General features: G+C 40.9%; 15 protein-coding genes, 1 tRNA gene and 1 pseudogene. 8 read left to right on the forward strand and 9 right to left on the reverse strand.

The features are described 5' to 3' along the window. Nucleotides 1-14: 14 nt before the first annotated feature. The 6 genes from QT327_RS22590 to QT327_RS22615 form a co-directional block, all read right to left on the reverse strand. Nucleotides 15-326 (reverse strand): DUF3817 domain-containing protein, encoded by a 312-nt coding sequence (locus QT327_RS22590; RefSeq protein ID WP_013664980.1) that lies wholly within the window; start codon nucleotides 324-326, stop codon nucleotides 15-17. A 167-nt stretch (nucleotides 327-493) separates the two neighbouring features. After that, complete coding sequence (locus QT327_RS22595) at nucleotides 494-3,664, reverse strand: efflux RND transporter permease subunit (protein ID WP_130854413.1); 3,171 nt, start codon at nucleotides 3,662-3,664, stop codon at nucleotides 494-496. A 43-nt stretch (nucleotides 3,665-3,707) separates the two neighbouring features. Further along, entirely contained in the window at nucleotides 3,708-4,799 is a 1,092-nt protein-coding gene (locus QT327_RS22600) for an efflux RND transporter periplasmic adaptor subunit (protein ID WP_049795143.1), read from the reverse strand. Between the two features lie 121 nt (nucleotides 4,800-4,920). Then, nucleotides 4,921-6,273, reverse strand: a complete 1,353-nt coding sequence (locus QT327_RS22605; protein WP_013664983.1) for a TolC family protein — start codon at nucleotides 6,271-6,273, stop codon at nucleotides 4,921-4,923. Nucleotides 6,274-6,294: 21 nt separating this feature from the next. After that, nucleotides 6,295-6,915: a TetR/AcrR family transcriptional regulator gene (locus tag QT327_RS22610; protein WP_013664984.1), complete on the reverse strand. Its 621-nt coding sequence runs from the start codon at nucleotides 6,913-6,915 to the stop codon at nucleotides 6,295-6,297. Nucleotides 6,916-7,034: 119 nt separating this feature from the next. Beyond that, the gene (locus tag QT327_RS22615; RefSeq protein ID WP_149105178.1) at nucleotides 7,035-7,652 is read right to left on the reverse strand and encodes a TetR/AcrR family transcriptional regulator; all 618 of its coding nucleotides are present in this window, start codon (nucleotides 7,650-7,652) and stop codon (nucleotides 7,035-7,037) included. 215 nt (nucleotides 7,653-7,867) lie between these two features. Between QT327_RS22615 and murB the strand changes: the two genes are divergently transcribed. From murB to QT327_RS22630, 3 genes are all read left to right on the forward strand, one after another. Further along, nucleotides 7,868-8,887 carry a UDP-N-acetylmuramate dehydrogenase gene (gene murB / locus QT327_RS22620; protein WP_130854411.1) on the forward strand — a complete coding sequence of 340 codons (1,020 nt, stop codon included), beginning with the start codon at nucleotides 7,868-7,870 and terminating at the stop codon, nucleotides 8,885-8,887. A 174-nt stretch (nucleotides 8,888-9,061) separates the two neighbouring features. Continuing rightward, entirely contained in the window at nucleotides 9,062-9,604 is a 543-nt protein-coding gene (locus QT327_RS22625; protein WP_041387207.1) for an RNA polymerase sigma factor, read from the forward strand. A 465-nt stretch (nucleotides 9,605-10,069) separates the two neighbouring features. Continuing rightward, nucleotides 10,070-10,300, forward strand: a complete 231-nt coding sequence (locus QT327_RS22630; protein WP_130854410.1) for a cytochrome b5 domain-containing protein — start codon at nucleotides 10,070-10,072, stop codon at nucleotides 10,298-10,300. Nucleotides 10,301-10,379: 79 nt separating this feature from the next. Here the strand turns inward: QT327_RS22630 and QT327_RS22635 are convergent, their stop codons facing one another. Then, nucleotides 10,380-11,294, reverse strand: a complete 915-nt coding sequence (locus QT327_RS22635) for a PfkB family carbohydrate kinase (RefSeq protein WP_013664989.1) — start codon at nucleotides 11,292-11,294, stop codon at nucleotides 10,380-10,382. A 54-nt stretch (nucleotides 11,295-11,348) separates the two neighbouring features. After that, nucleotides 11,349-11,422: transfer RNA gene (locus QT327_RS22640), tRNA-Asn, on the reverse strand. Nucleotides 11,423-12,014: 592 nt separating this feature from the next. Between QT327_RS22640 and QT327_RS22645 the strand changes: the two are divergent. Continuing rightward, a pseudogene (locus QT327_RS22645) lies at nucleotides 12,015-13,258 on the forward strand (NAD(P)/FAD-dependent oxidoreductase); the annotation flags it as partial. A 71-nt stretch (nucleotides 13,259-13,329) separates the two neighbouring features. Here QT327_RS22645 and QT327_RS22650 read toward each other — a convergent pair. Next, nucleotides 13,330-14,796 (reverse strand): glycine--tRNA ligase, encoded by a 1,467-nt coding sequence (locus QT327_RS22650; RefSeq protein ID WP_130854408.1) that lies wholly within the window; start codon nucleotides 14,794-14,796, stop codon nucleotides 13,330-13,332. A gap of 336 nt (nucleotides 14,797-15,132) precedes the next feature. Between QT327_RS22650 and QT327_RS22655 the strand changes: the two genes are divergently transcribed. The 4 genes from QT327_RS22655 (at nucleotide 15,133) to gldG (ending at nucleotide 20,012) form a co-directional block, all read left to right on the forward strand. After that, entirely contained in the window at nucleotides 15,133-16,059 is a 927-nt protein-coding gene (locus tag QT327_RS22655; protein WP_041387212.1) for a glycerophosphodiester phosphodiesterase family protein, read from the forward strand. A 20-nt stretch (nucleotides 16,060-16,079) separates the two neighbouring features. Continuing rightward, nucleotides 16,080-16,787, forward strand: coding sequence for an ABC transporter ATP-binding protein (locus tag QT327_RS22660; protein ID WP_013664993.1), 708 nt, complete (start codon nucleotides 16,080-16,082; stop codon nucleotides 16,785-16,787). Nucleotides 16,788-16,886: 99 nt separating this feature from the next. After that, nucleotides 16,887-17,474, forward strand: a complete 588-nt coding sequence (locus QT327_RS22665; RefSeq protein WP_289554091.1) for a hypothetical protein — start codon at nucleotides 16,887-16,889, stop codon at nucleotides 17,472-17,474. Nucleotides 17,475-17,606: 132 nt separating this feature from the next. Further along, a complete protein-coding gene (gldG, locus tag QT327_RS22670; protein ID WP_289554092.1) occupies nucleotides 17,607-20,012 on the forward strand; it encodes a gliding motility-associated ABC transporter substrate-binding protein GldG in 2,406 nt (801 codons plus the stop codon). Nucleotides 20,013-20,041: the final 29 nt, after the last annotated feature.

The raw sequence follows: 20,041 nt of genomic DNA on the forward strand, positions 1-20,041 counted from the left end.
TTATTGGTATAGATTTAGTTAGCTTCGGCCTTTAATCTTTTTTCTACAACAAATGGTGCAAATGGCAAGAGCGAGGCAAAGAAAAATAAAAGGACTCTTCCAAATTTCCAACTATATTCTGTCCAGCATTGAATTAGCGAAAATACATAAGCAATAAAGAGAACACCGTGTGCCCAGCCTACATATTTAACTGCGAGTGGAAAATCTGCCCAGTACTTAAGCGGCATGGCAATAAATACCAACAAGATAAAGGAAATCCCTTCCAGTAAGGCTATTTTTCGAAATCTACGGACTGTACTTTTATTGGCTGCAGTATTTGCTGACATTATAAATATGTTAATATTTTGTTAAATGCAGCAAAGGTAGGGGATCTATCTATTGATTCTTAATTCTTTAGAAGGTTTGACTTATTTATGACGGCAGCGGTGACTGTGAGTCGGACGAGTCAATTTATTAGTCAATTGGCTGATTAGCCAATTGACTAATAAGCTAATTAGCCGTGGTGGCTTTCATACTCTTTTACTTCTTTATGATCGTATTCCTCAACCATTAACTCTTCGATTGGCCTACCCTTTTTATCCCATCCCAAGCGATGTAAAATGTTATCTACCACTTGATATACTACAGGCACAATAATCAAAGTTAAGAAAAGCGAGCTGATCAAACCACCTATAATAACCCAAGCAAGGCCATTTTTCCATTCAGAGCCGGCACTTGAAGCCAATGCGATGGGCAGCATCCCTATTACCATTGCAATAGTTGTCATCAAGATGGGACGCAAACGGGCATGGTTTGCATGGATAAGGGCCTGCCGTGTGCTATTCCCTTCCGCTTTCATTTGGTTGGTAAAATCCACCAAAATGATCGCATTTTTGGCAACGAGTCCGATAAGCATGATCAAGCCCAGAATAGTAAAGATATTCAATGAATTATTCGTCAATGCCAGGGCAAGCAATGCACCGATAACGGATAATGGAATGGAGAACATCACCACAAATGGGTACACAAAGCTATCATACAATGCTACCATAATCAAATATACCAAGACGATGGAAACCATCAAGGCAACGCCTAAGGTTCCGAAGCCCTCCGATTGATTTTCCATATCACCACCCCAAACATAGCTGACACCCGTCGGCTTCGGAATTGACCCTAGCTTTCCTTCAAATTCCTGAATAACGGTACCCGATGGACGCCCCACGGCTTGCGATTGCACTTTAACCGAAGTACTTTTGTCCCTACGCTCCAGTTGGCTAGGTCCCGAACCTTCTTTTACTACAGCAAATTGAGAAAGCTTAATGAGCTTACCGTCCTTGTTTGTGAAATAAAGATTCCGTACATCGTCAATATTCTTCCGGTCATAATCTTCAAAGCGAATATTGATATCATACTCATACTCGCCCTGGCGATATTTACCATCCGTATTACCATTAAAAGCGGTTTGCATGGTACCTCCAACAGTTTGCAGCGATAAACCAAGCGCGGTCATTTTATCGCGGTCTACTTCTACCGTGATTTCGGGATTTCCACTTTCCACCGAAAGTTTTGTTTCGGCAGCACCGGGAACTTTCGCTAAAAGCGCTCTTGCCTTTTCGGCATAAGCCAATACGCTATCCAGATCCGAACCGGTAACGACCATTTCAATTGGTGCTTGCTGCGCGGCTCCTAAAATATCAATCGGTACGGTTTTCACCTTGGCTCCTACCAATAACTTTTGAATTTCTCCTTTTAGCTTGGCAGCGTAAATATCAGATGATTCATCCCGTTCTTCTTTGGGAGTGAGTTTTACGGTAATTTCTGCTTTGTACGCAGTCGATTGATCAGCACCAAGGTTGTCGCTCGACTGACCGACGGTCGTGATTAAAGAAACAATTTCTTTCTTCTTGCTTAAGAAGTCCTCCGCCTTTCTAGTAACTTGGTTCGTTAATTCAAGAGAAGCATCTTTTGGCAATTCGATTTGGACCAAAAACTCCCCACGATCACTCTGTGCGAAGAATTCTGCTCCAATAAAACCACCAAAAGTTAATCCGCAGGACGAAACCAGTAAAAGTGAAACCGTAACGAGCGTGATTGCTTTATGGTCCAAAGCCCAGTTTAATATACCCGTTACCCAATTGGTGAAACGATGCAACTGCTTTTCAAACCAAAGAATAAACCTTCCGATAAAATTACGGTTTGATATGCGTTCAAGTTTTCCAAATCGAGAAGTGAGTAGTGGTACGATGGAGAAAGAGGCCAATAAACTCAAAAGTGTAGAGATCATCACTACCACACAAAACTCCCGAAGAATATCAGATACTAAACCGGTACTCACTGAAATCGGAAGGAACACGACCACGATAACCATGGTGATAGACACAACGGTAAAACCAATTTCCTTGGTTGCGTCATAAGAAGCCCTCACTTTATTCTTTCCCATCTCCATATGCCGATAGATGTTTTCAATAACAACAATCGCGTCATCTACCAAAATACCTACCACAAGCGATAAACCGAGTAAAGACATGAGGTTTAATGTGAAACCAAAAAGGTAGATTCCAATAAAGGTTGCGACAAGTGAGGCGGGTATAGCCACCATAACGATGACGGCATTTCGTAAACTATGTAAAAAGAATAGCATCACCACCGCAACTAAGATAACGGCGAGGAATAAGTCATGTACCACCGCATCGGCTGATTCAAGCGTATAGTCGGACGTATCATTGGCGATAACAATCTGAAGATTTTCTTTTTGGTAATCAGTGGTCAAACGTTCAACAATTGCCCGTACTCCTTCACTTACTTTTACCGCATTTGCGTCCGAGGTTTTAAGGATCTGTAATATAATGGAGCCACTTCTATTTAGTCGCGCTATTTTTTCAGCATCCTCCTGTGCATCCTGTACGTCAGCAACGTCCATTAGTCGTATTTGTGCACCGTCGTCTGCCGTACTTATGACTAAATTTCGTAATTCATTAACCGATTTGTATTTACCGGCCAAGCGGATTAAGATATCTTGATTCTTGGTTTTTACACTTCCTGTTGGAAAATCCAGGTTCGAGTTGAGAATTACCTGTTGTACGTCCAGTGCAGACAAACCATAGGCTTCCAATTTCGCCGCGTTTAGGTTTACTTGTATCTCACGCTCCTGACCGCCGATTAAATTCACCTGCGCTACACCATTTACACGAGAAACAATGGGCTGAATGCGTTTATCAATTAAATCAAAAAATTGCGCATCATCCATATTGGCTGTAGCAGACAGCGTAATGATGGGGAGATCATCAAGCGAGAACTTGGCCAATGAGGGCGTTTCCGCGTCATCGGGCAGGTCTGACAATACTGCGTTGACTTTACGTTGCGCATCATTGATCGCATAATCGACATCCGCTTCACTGGTAAGCGTAATAGTAATAACAGAAAGCCCTTCAAAAGAAGTCGCTTCCAGTTTTTTAATATTCTCCATGGAAGACACTGCGTCCTCCAACTTCTTAGTAACGGTGTTTTCTACTTCATTCGGTGAGGCGCCCGGATAAATCGTTGAAATCGATACGACTCCCGGATTAAACTTAGGAAGCATCTCATAATTCAATGACAAATAACTAATGATTCCCAGTAAGGTTAAGGCGGTAAAGACCACGATAACAATAGAGGGGCGCTTTATAGATATTTCAGCAATTTTCATTCGAATAATTGTTTATTCATTTAAGTGACAAGGGTTTTATGCCCTATTTAGTCGTGTTATTACGTGCGTTTTCATTTGCCTGTGGTTTCACTTCCGTGCCATCAACAAGATTGATCTGGCCGCTGGTTATTACGGTTTCGCCTTCTTTCAGGCCGTCTATGATCTCTACCTGTTCACCTAAAATGCGTCCTGCAGTTACTTTCCGGAGTCGAGCAGTATTGCCATTTTGCAAAACAAATATTTCATTACTACTTACACTTCCCACAAAAGCACTTCGTGGTATAACAATTGTGGGTTGCTGCTCAGGTAAGTCGAACGTAGCCGTTGCATACATACCCGCCTTTAATTGTTGAGTGCTGGAATTTTCCACTTGAATTTCTACCGGATAGTTCAGGGTATTGTCAGCTTTTGCAGCAATAAAGGAAATTTTACCACTGAATTTTTTGTCCGGAAATACGGTAGTTGTGATGCTTACCGGATCGCCAACTTTCAAGTTCACTACCTGTGATTCATTGGCATTAACAAGTAATTTGAGCCTCGAAACATCTACTATATCAAATAACGCTGTGCCGGGCGAAACATACGTACCCACTTCGATATTCCGCTTGTTAACAATACCCGATATGGGCGCTTTGATATAAGCATCAGCTAATCGGCGTTTAGCTTGTTGTACTTTATTTTCGGCATTGCGTACGTTGAGATTGATTTCGTCAAGTTGGGCCTTGGTAACACCACCGGTTTTAAAGGAGCTTTCGTATCGTTGCTGATCAGTCTTTAATTTACTCAATGCGTCTTCTGCCGCTTCCAGATCTAAATTAAGATATTCATCATCTATTCGCGTTAATAGTTGCCCACGGCTAACATGGGACCCTTCATCTACCAGGATTTGTGTAACTCGTCCGCTATTTTCTGCTAACAGGCTCAAATCTTGCCAAGCAGCGAAGTTGCCATTGGAAGAAAAATCGAGATTGATAGCCGATTTGCTAGCAGTGGTTGTACGCACCACAACAGCACCTGTACCCTTTGCTACGATATCCGTTTTGGCTTGGTTCTCTTTTTTGTTGTTATTCAATACCCACGCGATTATCGCCAGGGCACCGAGGACAATAAGTAGAGTAAAAATGATTCTTTTCATCTGTATATATTTATGTTTTACTTGCCAAATGAAGTGTACCATATCTGTTTAAAACTTGCATGTTAAGGTACGGGTGCTTCATTTGAATCTATCTATGGAATGAGAATGATCGGTTTGTATTTTATTCTGTTAAGAGTGATTTGATATTGCCGTTTGACTTAATCAGTTCGATTTGCGCTACTTTATAATTGAGTAGTGCCTCGTTATAACTGTTCTGCGCCGATACGAGATCCGTTTCTGCCGTTAATAGATCGGTTAAGCTTGCTAAGCCATTGCGATAATTGTTTTGCGTGCTATAGAATACTTCTTCGGCCAGTTTCTTATTTTCTTCTTGTGTTCGGATCGTTGTCAAGCTGTTCTTAAGTTGATTGTTTGCATTTTCATAAGCCATTTTTAAAGAGTTAGAGGTGTTTTTTATGTCTTGATAATTTTTTTGTATCTCAACATCCGCTTGCCTAACTCTGGAGCGTCTGGCAAAACCGTCAAATAGCGGCACTTTCAAGGTCAGCGTGATGGCAGACATATCAAAATTCAGCGCTTTGGACGAATAGGGATTAAATCTATTACTCTGTGTATTATAAATATAGTTGGCGCCAAGTGATAAGCTAGGGTAATATTCCGCAATTCTGGCCTTTTTTTGGTAACTTAATAAGGACTCTTGGCTTTTTAGTACTTTGTATTGCGCCATTCGATCCAAATTGAAACCATTGCCATCCAAGGCAAAGGCTTCCTGTTTTAAGGTCTGTAATTCACTTTGTGGAATTTGAATGTTTTCGTTAATGGGCATACCCATATAGTATTTAAGCAAGTTATTCTGTTGGGTGATAGCGGTTGATAAATCCTGTTTTTGAGATTCGAGATTGCTTAAGTTCACTTTCACTCGATCCAGATCGATTTTCTTTGCCAGGCCGAGATCATATTGACTGGAGGTCATCGTGAGCAATTTCTGCGTACGATCTATATTGGCATCAATCACCTTCATCTTTTCTTGATTGATGATTACCTGATAGTAGGCGGAAGCAACTTGTTGTATCACATTCTCTTCACTTACCTCTGCGGCCAATTTGTAATACTCTTCTGAACTTTTAGCCGCTTTTAATCCCGTAAAAACGGATTGGTTGAAGAGTTCCTGGTTCAATTGGACTTGTGTAAGGCCCGTCCAATATTGGCCCCCCGCAATGGCGACGAATTCACCGGGCTGGCCGCCCATGAATTCAGCCGGAACTACAAATTGTGGCAAAATCAAATTTCGTGTAAGGCTACTGGTGAGATCAACTTGCGGAAGCGCGCCGGCCCTTACTTCAGCTACTTTATGCCGACCGTTCAGGATGTCCAATCTGGCTTTTTCAAGGACCTCACTGTTTTTTATAGCATAGTTGAGCGCCTGCCTGAGCGTTAAGGAGTCTTGCGCTTTTAAACCTAAAGAGGAAATCAATATAAATGCGAAAACCAATAAGGGTTTTATAGATTTCATATGAGATGTTGTGTTATAATGTCAATTTGTTATCATTTTATGCCTTAGTCCATTTACAAATATCGCAGAGGCAATTTTCTGTTTTTCAAAGATTTCGCTGAAGATCGAAATTTCCGGAATGTCCTTGTTCGTAACTTTTGCTATGGAAACCATCGAGATACCTTTTAAGACGGTGAAATATATTTGAGACGTTTTTTCAACATCAAATGTTACAAGCTCGCCCGTTCCGATCGCTTTCGTAAATGCCAGACTGATCGCCGTTAATTCTTTGGTTTCAGCATAACGGCCTAATGCGTTTAACGCATCGATATTTAAGTTACTGTCGGCATAGCCCATGGTAACATGGAGTAGGTAATGCTTTTCAAAAAAGTTCTTCTTGATCCTTAAAAAGCCGGTCAAGGTATCCAGGATTTGATTCGACTCTTGAATAATACGGTGGTAGGCTTCCATCCCTTCTTCAATTAGATGTTTAATAACATCTACTACCAATGCGGATTTGTCCGGAAAATAATAATAGAGGTTTGCTTTTGATACGGAGATGTCCTCAGCAATTTCGTTCATGGTGGTTTTGTTAATACCGAAATGAGAAAATCTTCTTAAAGCCGCCTCAATGATGTGTTGCCTTTTTACTTCTATGTCCACGTTGACCTACTTACTTTTTAACTATTTTACTTTTTGACTTTTTATCTGTATTGGTCAAAAATAAAATGCAAAAAGTTACGCATCAAAAAAAACAGATTAAATAATGCAATATGACTTTTCTATGACGTTTTTTGGAATCGCAAGCCGTTCAGAAAAATAACGGCTAACTTTTTTTGCATTTTTGATATTTCATCAAATTCCTCTTTGGTCGGAATAAACATGACTTTTTTGTCTTTCAGTACACAGAATCGCATGCCGATCATGGCATTCAAAAATATTTCTGCAGTTTGTACCGGATCATCAACACGGATTTCGTCTCGCTGATTGGCTTTTTTAAAAATTTCTGCCAAAATCTTGATCTCTAAATTGCTTACAAGTTGCATAACTCGCGCTAGCTCATCGGGCATTTCCATGAGTGAATTAAGACCCTGGTCAAATAAATTATAATACTTCATGGTGAAGGCCAGCCGCATGTCGATCAGGTGCAATACCGCATCCTCACTTTCATCGATGTCTTTTAAACCCTGTTGGATTTTAGAGAACATTTTTTTTGCAATGTTTTCTAATACAGCGGCATATAAACTTATTTTATCGGGAAAGTAATAGTAGAGGAGCGCTTTGGAGAGGGATAGGTCTTTAGCGATTTCGGTCATGGTGGTTTTGGCAATGCCGAAATGTGCAAAACGTTTGGTAGCTGCTTCTATAATAAGCGTCCGCTTTTTATCGTGGTTATCCATTCGTGTCTTGTGTTCTGGAATACTGATGAATTAATTAGCTTATATTTGAACGATGCAAATAATAGCGCCTACCGGGGGCTAAGCTATTAATTGTAGTCAACAAGTATCATATAAATATACGCAAAAATTGAAAAATTGAAAGAAAAAGTCAATAAACTAAAATTCTCCTTTGGTTCCAAAAACAGTTAAGCATCATTTAGTGACAAGATTTAAGAATGAATATAGTAAAACAAGTCTCATTAAAGACGTATAATACCTTCGGTGTGGACGTAAAAGCCGAGCAATTGGTACATATTGAGCACGAAAAGGATCTAACGCAATTGTATGATACAGGCGCGCTGCATCGCGATAAGCTCTTATTCATCGGCGGAGGCAGCAATATGTTGTTCGTCCGGGATTACGATGGATTGATAGTCCATATGGCGATAAAAGGCATTAAGCATCGCGAACGGGCCGGGGCTGTCGAGGTTCAGGCCGCAGGCGGCGAGGTTTGGCATCATTTGGTGCGCTATTGTGTCGACAGAGGTTTTGGAGGAATTGAAAATCTCAGTCTTATTCCGGGAACGGTTGGGGCCGCACCTGTTCAAAATATAGGAGCCTACGGTGTCGAGCTCCAAGATGTGTTTCTAAGTTGTCGTGCTTTTGAATTGGCCACCGGTACTTTTAAAACCTTTTATAAGGAGGATTGCCAATTCGGTTATCGAGAAAGTATATTTAAAGGTGCGTTGAAAGGAAAATATATTATTACAGAAGTAAACCTTTTATTGTCGAAGCAGTCTAAACTCAATACAACATATGGGGCAATTAATGAAGAACTAAATAGACGGGGGATTGCGCAACCGACTATCAAAGAGATTTCGGAGGTAGTATCTTCCATTCGGCAGAGCAAGTTACCGGATCCAAGTACAATCGGAAATGCAGGATCCTTTTTTAAGAATCCTGTTGTATCTGAGGACACTTTTAGGACCTTAGTGTCTGATTTTGTAGACATTGTTTACTATCCTTTTGGATTGAATCAATATAAGCTTGCCGCGGGTTGGCTTATTGAACAATGTGGATGGAAAGGAAAGGTAGTGGGAAATGTTGGTACTTGGAAAAATCAAGCTTTAGTGCTTGTTAACGACGGAAACGCCACAGGTTTAGAGATTTATAAGCTGTCCGAAACCATTATTGAAAGTGTGAAAAAACGTTTCGGTGTTTGCCTAGAGCGAGAAGTAAACGTCATTGGGGTTTAAGTAAAAATTAACTATTCATTAAAAATTATTTTCTTTTGAAACTTTGTCATTGTTTTGGCGAGATAGTTGTATTGATATAGTCGTTAAGGTATTATAAATAATTAAGCTATTTAAAATGCGATTGTATTAAACTCGGTAACAAGGAAAGCCTTGTTTCCACAAACCCTAAACAGTATGACAAAGCTAGAATTTAACACCATGGTAACCCAGCAGTCGGACTCGTTGAAAATGTATGCATTACACTTTACCCATGATGACGAGGACGCAAATGATTTAGTTCAGGATACTGTGCTCAAGGCAATTACTTATTATGAGAAGTTCAAAGAAGGTACTAATTTGAAAGGTTGGCTGTACACTATTATGAAGAATACCTTCATTAATAATTACCGCCGATTTGTAAAAATCAGCACCTTTGTTACGAAGTCTGATGAAATTTCTTCAGCCAATTTAGCCTATAGTGCGACTGGTAATAATGGAGAAAATAAGTTCGTAATGGATGACATCAAACATGCCATGACCAATCTTTCCGATGATTATTATGTCCCCTTTACGATGTATTTTGAAGGGTATAAATATCATGAGATTGCAGACCACCTAGATATACCTATCGGTACGGTGAAAACCCGGATACACGTAGCTCGTAAAACATTGAAAAAGTCGTTAAAGCCTTATCAATCAAGAGATAAGTCGCACGCCTACGCTGCTGCAGCTATTTAAAAAAAATTATTTCGTTAAAAATATAAGTATAAAGAGGGAAGCTCGGATCATAAGATTTGTCTTTCCTCTTTTTAATGCGATTTCTTTTTAGTTAAAATTTAAGGAGTTGCTCGCCTGCTCAAATGTTTTAGCATTGATGGAGGGGGAGTTGTTAAGTTGGAAAGTAGTTGAGTAGTTGAGTTGGAAAGTAGTTGAGTGGTTGAGTTGGAAAGTAGTTGAGTAGTTGAGTAGGAAAGTAGTTGAGTAGTTGAGTAGGAAAGTAGTTGAGTAGTTAAGTTGGAAAGTAGTTGAGTAGTTAAGTTGGAAAGTAGTTGAGTAGTTAAGAAGGAAAGTAGTTGAGTGGTTAATAGGAAAGTAGTTGAGTAGTTAAGTAGGAAAATAGTTGCGTTGTTAAGCCTAAATGGGGTTATCACGGGATGATACCAAAGTAATATTATGCGTATTTTTGAATTCGAAAATACCTTTATGCAAACATATAGCAAAGCGCAGCTTGCCAAACGAAATGGACAGGATAGGGATGAAATTTGGATAGCTTTCAAAGGCAAGATTTACGATGTGACAGACAGTCGTCTGTGGCGAAACGGAACCCATTATGAACATTGGGCGGGTCAGGATTTGACGGAAGAGTTGACAGCTGCCCCACACACAGCCCTGGTCTTTGAGCGTTTTGAGGTAGTTGGAATGCTCGAGGATTGATAACCGTTGAGAATCCGAAAATTATCGCCTATACTGAAACCTTGAGCTAGCTACTCAGTAGGTAGTTTCTATCCTTATATTAAATAATAAATGACGTAAGGGTGCTGAATGTTTGAACCCGTTCGTGAATCTCCTGTGCACTGAGCGATTCGATCCGTTCGGTTCCGAACTTTTCTACGCAAAAGGAAGCTAATGCAGAACCGTAAATCACGGCAGCTTTCATGCTTTCAAAATTAATAAAACCCTTATTGGCTAAATAACCAATAAATCCACCTGCAAAGGTGTCGCCGGCACCGGTTGGATCAAAAACTTCTGCTAACGGGAGGGCCGGAGCAGCGAATATGCTGTTTTCGCCAAATAAAAGAGCGCCATGTTCACCTTTTTTAATAATCAAATATTTTGGTCCCATATTCAAAATGAGTTCAGCAGCTTTGACTAATGAATATTGACCGGATAGCTGACGGGCCTCTTCGTCGTTTATCGTTAACACATCCACTTGACGAAGTACTTTTTTCAGGTCGTCAAGCGCAATGTTCATCCAGAAGTTCATGGTGTCCATAACCACGAGCTTGGGCCGCCTTGTCAACCGTTCAAGCGCTGTGAGTTGAACCTGTGGACTTAAATTGCCTAATAGGATGTATTCGGCCATTTGGTAACTGCTCGGTATGATGGGGTCAAAGTCGCCTAAAACATTCAGCTCCGTAACAAGGGTATCACGTGTATTCATGTCGTTATGGTACTTTCCCGACCAGAAGAATGACTTTTCTCCCGCTTTGATCTGGATCCCTGAAATATCAATATGTTTATCAGTGAATTTTTCGAGGTTGCCCTGGCCAAAATCTTCACCAACTACACTGATTATCTTAACATCATCGTAAAGATAGGAAGCTGCAAGAGCCGCATAACTGGCGGCACCGCCGACAATTTTATCAGTTTTACCAAAAGGAGTTTCCAGGGCATCGAAAGCCACGGATCCGAGGATGATCAAGCTCATACTATTGTTTGTAACCTATGTAAACAAAAAAACCCCGTAAACTTACGGGGTTTGCTCCTGAAGCTGGGCTCGAACCAGCGACCCTCTGATTAACAGTCAGATGCTCTAACCAGCTGAGCTATTCAGGAGTGCTTTCTGGCTATTGCGGTCCACAAATATTGTCCTTTTGTGAACTGCGATGCAAATATAGGGTAATGTTTTAAATTGTCAAACGATTTTTTTGTTTTTTGTGCTTCTCATAGCGAATTGATCAATTAGAAGGCTCATTTTCAGAAGGAAAAAATAGCACTTTTCCAAATCATTATGTCGGGCAGAGTGCACTGGATGAAGGGCAGGGGGCCGAGACATCGATATGCGGCCAATCCGTATCAATCTTTCCATTACACTTCGTTGCGGTCGAGATCACGGACTGCCACGATAGTGGAATACGTGTCACTCGAAACAATACAAAAGGCCAATTGTTAGCTTAAAACAATGGATTTTGTCCATCAAGTATTTGCGCGGAATATCGTTTTATTTTCTTAGTGTTTGTTGTACACTATTGTTGAAATTTAATGCTATATTTGTCCGTGTATTTTTGACGATAAAAAAGGTAGATAATTTTGCGTAGCATCTTAAAAATTGTCACTTTTGCGCATCGTTTAAGAATCGGCATTTAAAATTAATATTATGAATATTGTAATCGTTGGCGGTGGTTTTGCTGGGATGAATTTGGCCAAGCAATTGTCAAAGGACGGCAGCCTGAACATTACATTGATAGATAAAAATAACTATCATTTCTTTCCTCCCCTAATTTATCAGGTAGCGACTGCTTTTATTGAAACATCGATTATTACTTATCCGTTTCGAAAAATGTTCAGTAGTGCGCGCAACTTTCGATTTCATTATGGAGGATTGGAATATATTGACACCCAAAACCAAGTGGTGACCACTACGTCAGGCAAAGTGTCTTATGACTACTTGGTGTTGGCGTGGGAACCGAAACTAACTATTTCGGTATGGCCAACGTAGAGAAGCATGCCGTACCGATGAAAACAATTGACGACGCGATCAATCTTCGTAATCACATTTTGCGCAATGGCGAGCGTGCTGCCCAAGAACATGATGATGAAGAACGTGAGAAGTTTTCAACAATCGTTATTTCAGGAGGCGGTCCAACCGGGGTTGAATTGGCGGGTATGTTAGCTTATATGAATAAGAAAATTTTGGCGAAAGAGTACCCTGAATTTTCTCCGAATGGCAAAATGCGGATTGTATTAGTTGATATGGCGCCAACGTTATTAGGGCCGATGAGTAAGAAATCACAACAGGAAGCTTTAGATGTGCTGCGCGATATGGGTGTGGAAGTAAAGTTGAACACCGGTGTAAAAGACTACGTAGATGGAAAGGTGTTGTTCGCTGACGGAACAAGTATCGCTACCGACACATTGATCTGGTCATCAGGTGTCATTGCAAAAGAAGCACCTGGTTTACCGAAAGAGGCGATTGGCCGTGGTAGAAGAATTTTGGTGGACGAATATAACCGGGTAAAAGGCTTGGATAACGTGTTCGCTATCGGAGATATCTGTTTGCAAACAACGGATAGTGCGTTCCCTAATGGGCACCCGCAATTGGCGCAAGTTGCTATTCAACAGGGAAAACTGCTCGCAGAAAACCTTGTTAATATGGTTGAAAAGCGGCCCTTGAAGGCATTTAAATACAATGATAAAGGCAGCATGGCGATTATCACCAAGAATAAAGCAGTAGTAGATTTGCCTAAATTTACATTCACCGGTTGGTTTGCCTGGTTAACTTGGTTGTTTATTCACATTATACCGATTGCCGGATTCCGCAATAAAATAAAGCTGGTAACCGGCTGGTTCTGGTCGTTCTTAACAAATAATCCAAGTTTACGTCTGATTATTCGGCCTATTGATCAGCACAAAAGCACCGAAGAAGCCATGGTAGAAGAAGTTAAAAAATAAATTTTCTTCTTATAAAAAAAGCGTCCGTTTCAGCACTGAAACGGACGCTTTTTTTATGAACGCCTATTATATTATAGCAAACTTTGTAGCAAAGGTTTCCATCCAACAATACCGTCCAATAACTTTTCAAGGTCTTTGATGGCTACACGCTCTTGTTCCATGCTGTCGCGATGCCGAATAGTAACAGTATCATCTTGCAGACTTTGATGATCTACCGTAATACAGATTGGTGTACCAATCGCATCTTGCCGACGATAGCGTTTGCCGATCGCATCTTTCTCCTCGTAAATAATATTATAGTCGATTTTGAGTAAATCCATCACCTCCCTCGCTTTTTCAGGCAAGCCATCTTTTTTTGTCAAAGGAAATACCGCCGCTTTAATAGGGGCAAGCGCGGGATGAAGATGTAATACAGAGCGGGAATCCTGCTTTTCATCTGTGCTCAAATCTTCCTCTTCATAAGCGTTACAAAGGATGGTTAAGAACATACGATCCAAACCAATGGAAGTTTCAATAACATAAGGAACATAATTCTGGTTAATCTCCGGATCAAAATATTGCAGTTTCTTTCCCGAAAAAGTTTGATGTTGACTTAAATCAAAGTCGGTCCGGGAATGAATGCCTTCCACTTCTTTGAAACCGAACGGGAATTCATATTCAATATCAACTGCGGCATTGGCATAATGTGCTAATTTTACATGGTCATGATAACGGTATTTCGAAGGATTCGGCTTTAAAGCTAAATGCCACTTTAAACGTGTTTCCTTCCATTGGTTATACCACTCAAGCTCGGTGCCCGGGCGAACGAAAAATTGCATTTCCATTTGCTCAAATTCACGCATACGCATGATAAACTGGCGGGCAATTACTTCATTTCGGAAGGCTTTTCCGATTTGAGCGATACCAAAAGGAATCTTCATCCTACCGGTTTTCTGTACATTCAGAAAATTGACGAAAATACCTTGCGCGGTTTCCGGGCGAAGATACACCTCCTCAGACCCATCGGCCATAGCACCCATTTGCGTACTGAACATTAAATTAAACTGACGGACCTCGGTCCAATTTTTCGTTCCCGAAACGGGGCAGGCAATCTCATGTTCTTCAATGATGGATTTTAATCGACCTAAATCATCGCTGTTTAAGGCAGCATCTAGATCGGCTTGGAGTTTCGCCGCTTTATCGGTTTTACCATCCTTTTCATACCGTGCTATTTTATCTTCAATTAGCTGATCTGCCCGGTAACGTTTTTTTGAATCTTTGTTATCAATCATCGGATCGTTAAAACCATCAACATGGCCGGAAGCTTTCCATATTTTAGGATGCATAAAAATAGCCGAATCTATCCCTACAATATTCTCATTTAACTGCACCATAGCCTTCCACCAATAGGTTTTAATATTGTTTTTCAACTCAGCCCCTAATTGGCCGTAATCGTACACGGCACTTAAACCATCGTAGATTTCACTGGAAGGGAATACAAAACCATATTCCTTTGCATGTGATATAACATTTTTAAAAAGTTCGTCGTTAGTCTTCATTCTTACCTTTTTATATAAGCGTCGAAACGAGCTGTTAAAGCGACAGCTCTTATTTCTTTTGAAATAAATTTAAACGGATTTTAACAGGTTGAGCTATCGTTCTCTTGTCGTTTTCCATAGCAGAGACAAACCTATACAAAATTCTTTTATTTTTCGCTATAAATTAAATTCCTATCCGGGAAATCGCTTTAATTTTTAAGCCCTTCAGATAGGAAACACTTTTTTGTTTTATAAGAATATGGCGTTCATATTATAAGAAAAGAAAGCGAAGTGTTGTTTTACAAGGTGTTTGTCAATAGCTTTGTAGGATCAAATCGAGCAGCATCACAAAATTTCATGAAGCGGTTATATTTAAGTTTATTATGGTTACTGAGCATCGGTATAAGCGCTTGCTCATTAACGGAGGCGACAGGCAACGGTTACAGTGAGGCTTCTAAAATAGCACTTTCTTCAGTTGAGGACTTGTATAGGTTTATGACCTATAGTGATCGACGTGTACCCCTTGTTAGTGCACACCGCGGTGGGCCCGAGCCGGGATATCCTGAAAATGCCATTGAAACATTTCAACATAGTGCTAATAAACAACCGCTAATCATCGAATGTGATATTGCGTTAACGAAAGACTCCGTTTTGGTGATGATGCACGATGATAAACTAGATCGTACAACGACGGGCAAGGGGTTGCTTAGCAATCATACCTTGGCCGAACTTAAGGCACTAAAATTAAAAGACAATGAAGGTAAGGTTACATCCTTTAAAATTCCTACACTGGATGATGTGTTGAAGTGGGGAAAGGGAAAAGTAATCTTTACGTTGGATATAAAAAGAGGCGTGCCGATGGATTTGGTAGTGGACGCTGTCAAGCGTCATCAGGCGGCCTCTTACTCCGTTATCATCACCTACAATGCCACCCAAGCGGCTCAGGTACATCAGCTGGCCCCTGATTTGATGATATCGGCCAGTATCCGAAAGATGGATGATTTGTTGCGATTGAACGACTACGGTATTCCCGATAATAGATTGCTCGCCTTTGTAGGCGTCAGTGAGCCCGAGCCATCCTTATATAAGCGATTGCATGAGCACGGGATTATGTGTATATTAGGAACTATGGGCAACTTGGATAAACGGGCGGAAAGTCGGGGTGATGGCCTTTACTATCAACTTATAGAACGAGGTGCCGATATTTTATCCACCGATCGGCATAATGAAGCAGGCGTGCAACTGGCAAAATACCGTAAAGATCATCAGATTCGGGCTTATTGATAACTGAAAATTTAGTTGCTATGTTGCTAGCGGTCAAGAACCTCACCAAAACATTTGGAAATCAAGTAGCCGTCAATGATATCTCCTTCGGTATCGAGGAAGCAAAGGTCGTTGGATTTTTAGGTCCCAATGGGGCCGGGAAATCGACTACAATGAAAATGATTACCGGATTTATCAGGCCTTCTACAGGAAGTGTAAGCATTCACGGGATCGATGTGCAGGAAAAAGAATATGAAGCAAAACGTTTACTAGGCTATCTGCCGGAAAATAACCCTTTATATGGAAGTATGTATGTTCGTGAGAGCTTGCAATATACCGGGAAGCTATATCGCTTACCTAACTTATCTAAACGTATAGAAGAAGTTATTGATATGGTAGGTTTAGGAGACGAGCAGCAGAAAAAAATCAAACAGTTGTCGAAGGGATATAAGCAGCGTTTGGGGATTGCGCAAACCTTATTGCATAATCCACCCGTGTTAATTTTGGATGAGCCGACGGCGGGGTTGGATCCAAACCAATTGCATGAAATCAGAAATTTGATCCGTTTATTGGGGCAGGAAAAGGTTGTAGTCTTATCCACACACATAATGCAGGAAGTAGAGGCCATTTGCCAAGAGGTAATTTTTATTAATAAAGGAAAGCTAGTAGGAAACTTTTCAATTGAAAAAAGGCCTGAGATGTTCGAAAACAAGAACTTAGAGCAAGTGTTTTACGATTTGACCAAATAATATTTTTAAAGCGAACGCTTTTCAAAAAAACATTATGGCATGTTTTATGTTAATTACCTAGTAACAATTAACAAATTAGATAATTAACAATTGAAAACTATGAAGCGTGTATTTTTATTCTCTGCATTAGTATTAGGAAGTTTCCTAGGGTTAAAAGCCCAAAACGTGGACGTAAACAAGCCACAGATGTCTGAAAGTGTAGGTATGGTTCCTATACAGAAAGGTAACTGGATGGTTGGCGGAAGCTTAGGATCCATGGGCTATAGTTTTGAAGGCGAATCTTTCAATGTCAATATTAACCCGCGAGCCGGTTATTTTGTTTCTGACGGTATTGCTATCGGCTTGGCTTTAAACGGCGGTTATGGATCTGTTAAAGACGACGAGGATAATTGGACTTACGGTATAGCTCCTTTTGTCCGCTATTTCTTTCCAGAGGGATCATCTGCAACCGGGCGTTTCTTTGGTCAGGGAGAAGTAGGTATTGCAGGGGCTAATAAAGGAAGTGATGTAACCTTTGCTGCCGGAGTTGGTTTGGGCTATGCGCACTTTATTACGAGAAGTGTTGCATTGGAAGCAGTTGTAGGGTATAATTATTCAAAGGCCAACAATGCGAGTGCTCAGGCACAAAATGGTTTAGGGTTTAATTTGGGTTTCCAAATTTATCTTCCCGGACAAGGTAACCGATAAAAAGCACTTAACATGAACAAGAAGAGGAGGCTCCGAACCACGGGCTTCCTCTTTTTTGTTTTTAATTTCGACCACATTCCCGTTTTTAGCGCTTTTTTGTAACTTCGAGACCTACAAATAAATCGTGAATCCGTGTTCAGCATTCTGATAAAAGACGTTTCTACTTTTTTTCATTCACTCGTTGGCTATTTAACCATTGCACTTTTTTTAGTGGTATCAGGTCTCTTTCTTTGGGTCTTTCCCGAAACGAGCGTTCCGGAATATGGATATGCCACCCTAACCGGTTTTTTTTCTATAGCTCCCTATATCTTTATGTTTCTGATCCCCGCCATTACCATGCGGGCTATTGCAGGAGAGCGGGAAGAGGGTACCTACGAATGGTTGATGACAAAGCCCATAAGTTATTGGCAGCTCATCCTCGCTAAATATGCAAGCTGTTTACTTATTGTCACTATGGCCATTTTACCAACCGGTGTTTATTATATAAGCATTTATTATTTAGGTGCTCCGGTTGGCAATATCGATACCGGGGCCGTTATTGGTTCCTATATCGGACTCTTCTTGCTGGGAGCTGCATTTTGCGCGATTGGAATTTTTATCTCAGCCGTTTGCACCAACGCGGTAGTCGCCTTTTTGCTAAGCGCCTTTTTGTGTTTCACCCTCTTTATCGGGTTTGATTATTTATCCACTTTGTTTGTCGATAGTGCCCTCTCGGAAGCCTTTACCTATTTAGGCATACTCGCTCATTACGATTCGGTTAGTCGTGGGGTACTCGATCTCCGCGATTTTTGCTTTTTTATAAGTTTCAGCGCCCTATTTCTCTTACTGACCTATCTCTTTATCGAAAGAGGCAGAAAAACAGTTTGGGGGCAGCTGAAGGGAATCATTTTACTACTTGTTGCTTTGTTGGGTGTCAATTTTCTTGCCAATTATAATTTTTTCAGGCTAGATTTTACCAGCGAAAAAAGGTATACGCTATCAGAGGTTTCCAAAGATGTGTTGCGGTCATTAACGGACGACCTTCGCGTAGTTGTCTTTTTAGAGGGCGAATTACCTGCCGGATTCCAACGGCTAAAAGGAGCTACTAAAGATATGTTGGCCGATCTAAAAGCCTATGCAGGAGGGCAAATCAAATATACTTTTATCAACCCGTTGAGCGAAAGCGGCGGACAAGAACAATCGTATGTAGAGGCTTTGGCTGCACGTGGTATAGAGCCTACCAATCTCAGTGTCAAAACAAGCGAGGGGTTGTCGCAGAAAACGATTTTCCCCGTAGCGGTATTGATGTATGGTGATGAGGAATTACCGGTGCAGCTTTTGCAGAATAATCGATTTATTAATCCCGAAGATGTATTGAATAATTCTGTTCAGAATCTGGAGTACACGTTCATCAACGGTATTAAGAAAATAACTTCCGGTGGAAAGCCGATAGTCGCTTTCACTGAAGGGCATGGTGAGCTGAACGATCTACAGGTTTATGATGCAATGCATAGTTTGGGAATCACCTATCAGGTGGGCCGGTTAAATTTAGATTCGATTTCTTTCGAAACGTTAAAACAGATCAAGGTGATGGTGGTAGCCAAGCCACAAAAGGCTTTTCCCGAGCTTCATAAATTTAAAATTGACTATTTTGTGCAACATGGTGGCAAGGTCTTGTGGGCCGTTAATCAGACGCAGGTCGAATTGGACAGTATGCGGAACTCAGGCAATCAAGTGGCAGTAGCCCGGTCGCTCAATTTAGATGACATGCTCTTTAAATACGGTGTGCGGTTGAACTATAATTTGATAGCTGATCTCAATTGCGCACAGATTCCGCTTCGGGTCGGTGAAGTAGGAGGGGCCGATCAATTTCAGCTTGTTCCCTGGTTGTTTTATCCTATTTTGGTGCCGAAGGCTACCCATCCAATTATAAAGAATATTGATGGCATACGTAGTGAATTTTCGGGAACGGTTGACACATTGCCGGCCACCAATATCAAGAAAGAGATTATCCTGCGTTCGTCTCCCTTTAGTAAGGCGCTTAATGTACCGACGCTAATTTCGCTCGATATGGTTTCACAAAATCCGAAGCCGGAAGATTTTAAGAGTACCGGCTATCCTGTGGGCGTGGTACTGGAAGGAGCGTTTCCTTCAGTGTTTAAAAACAGACCCGTTCCCGAACCGCTTGTTGATACATTCAGCTATCGGCAGCAAAGCCCGCAATTGTCCGGTAAGATGATTGTGTTGTCGGACGGTAACATACTTAAAAATGAGATCAATCAACAAGAACGTATGCCCTATAGCTTAGGTTGGGACCGCGCTACACAACAGCAGTATGGCAATAAGACCTTACTGCTGAATATGGTTGATTATTTAAATGATGAAAGCGGAATTATTGCCTTACGTGAAAAAGAAGTGAAACTTCGTTTGTTGGATAAGTTGCTCATCAAGAATGATAAACTTTTTTGGCAAATACTCAATGTAGGAGGACCGCTATTGCTGCTATTTCTTTTTGGCCTATTACAGCACTGGATACGGAAGCGGAAATACGCCGATTAAATGGAGCAGTGTTTCCGCTTTCTTGAATC

The sequence above is a fragment of the Olivibacter sp. 47 genome, from assembly GCF_030372825.1.
In the GTDB taxonomy this organism is placed as follows: Bacteria; Bacteroidota; Bacteroidia; order Sphingobacteriales; family Sphingobacteriaceae; genus Olivibacter; species Olivibacter oleidegradans.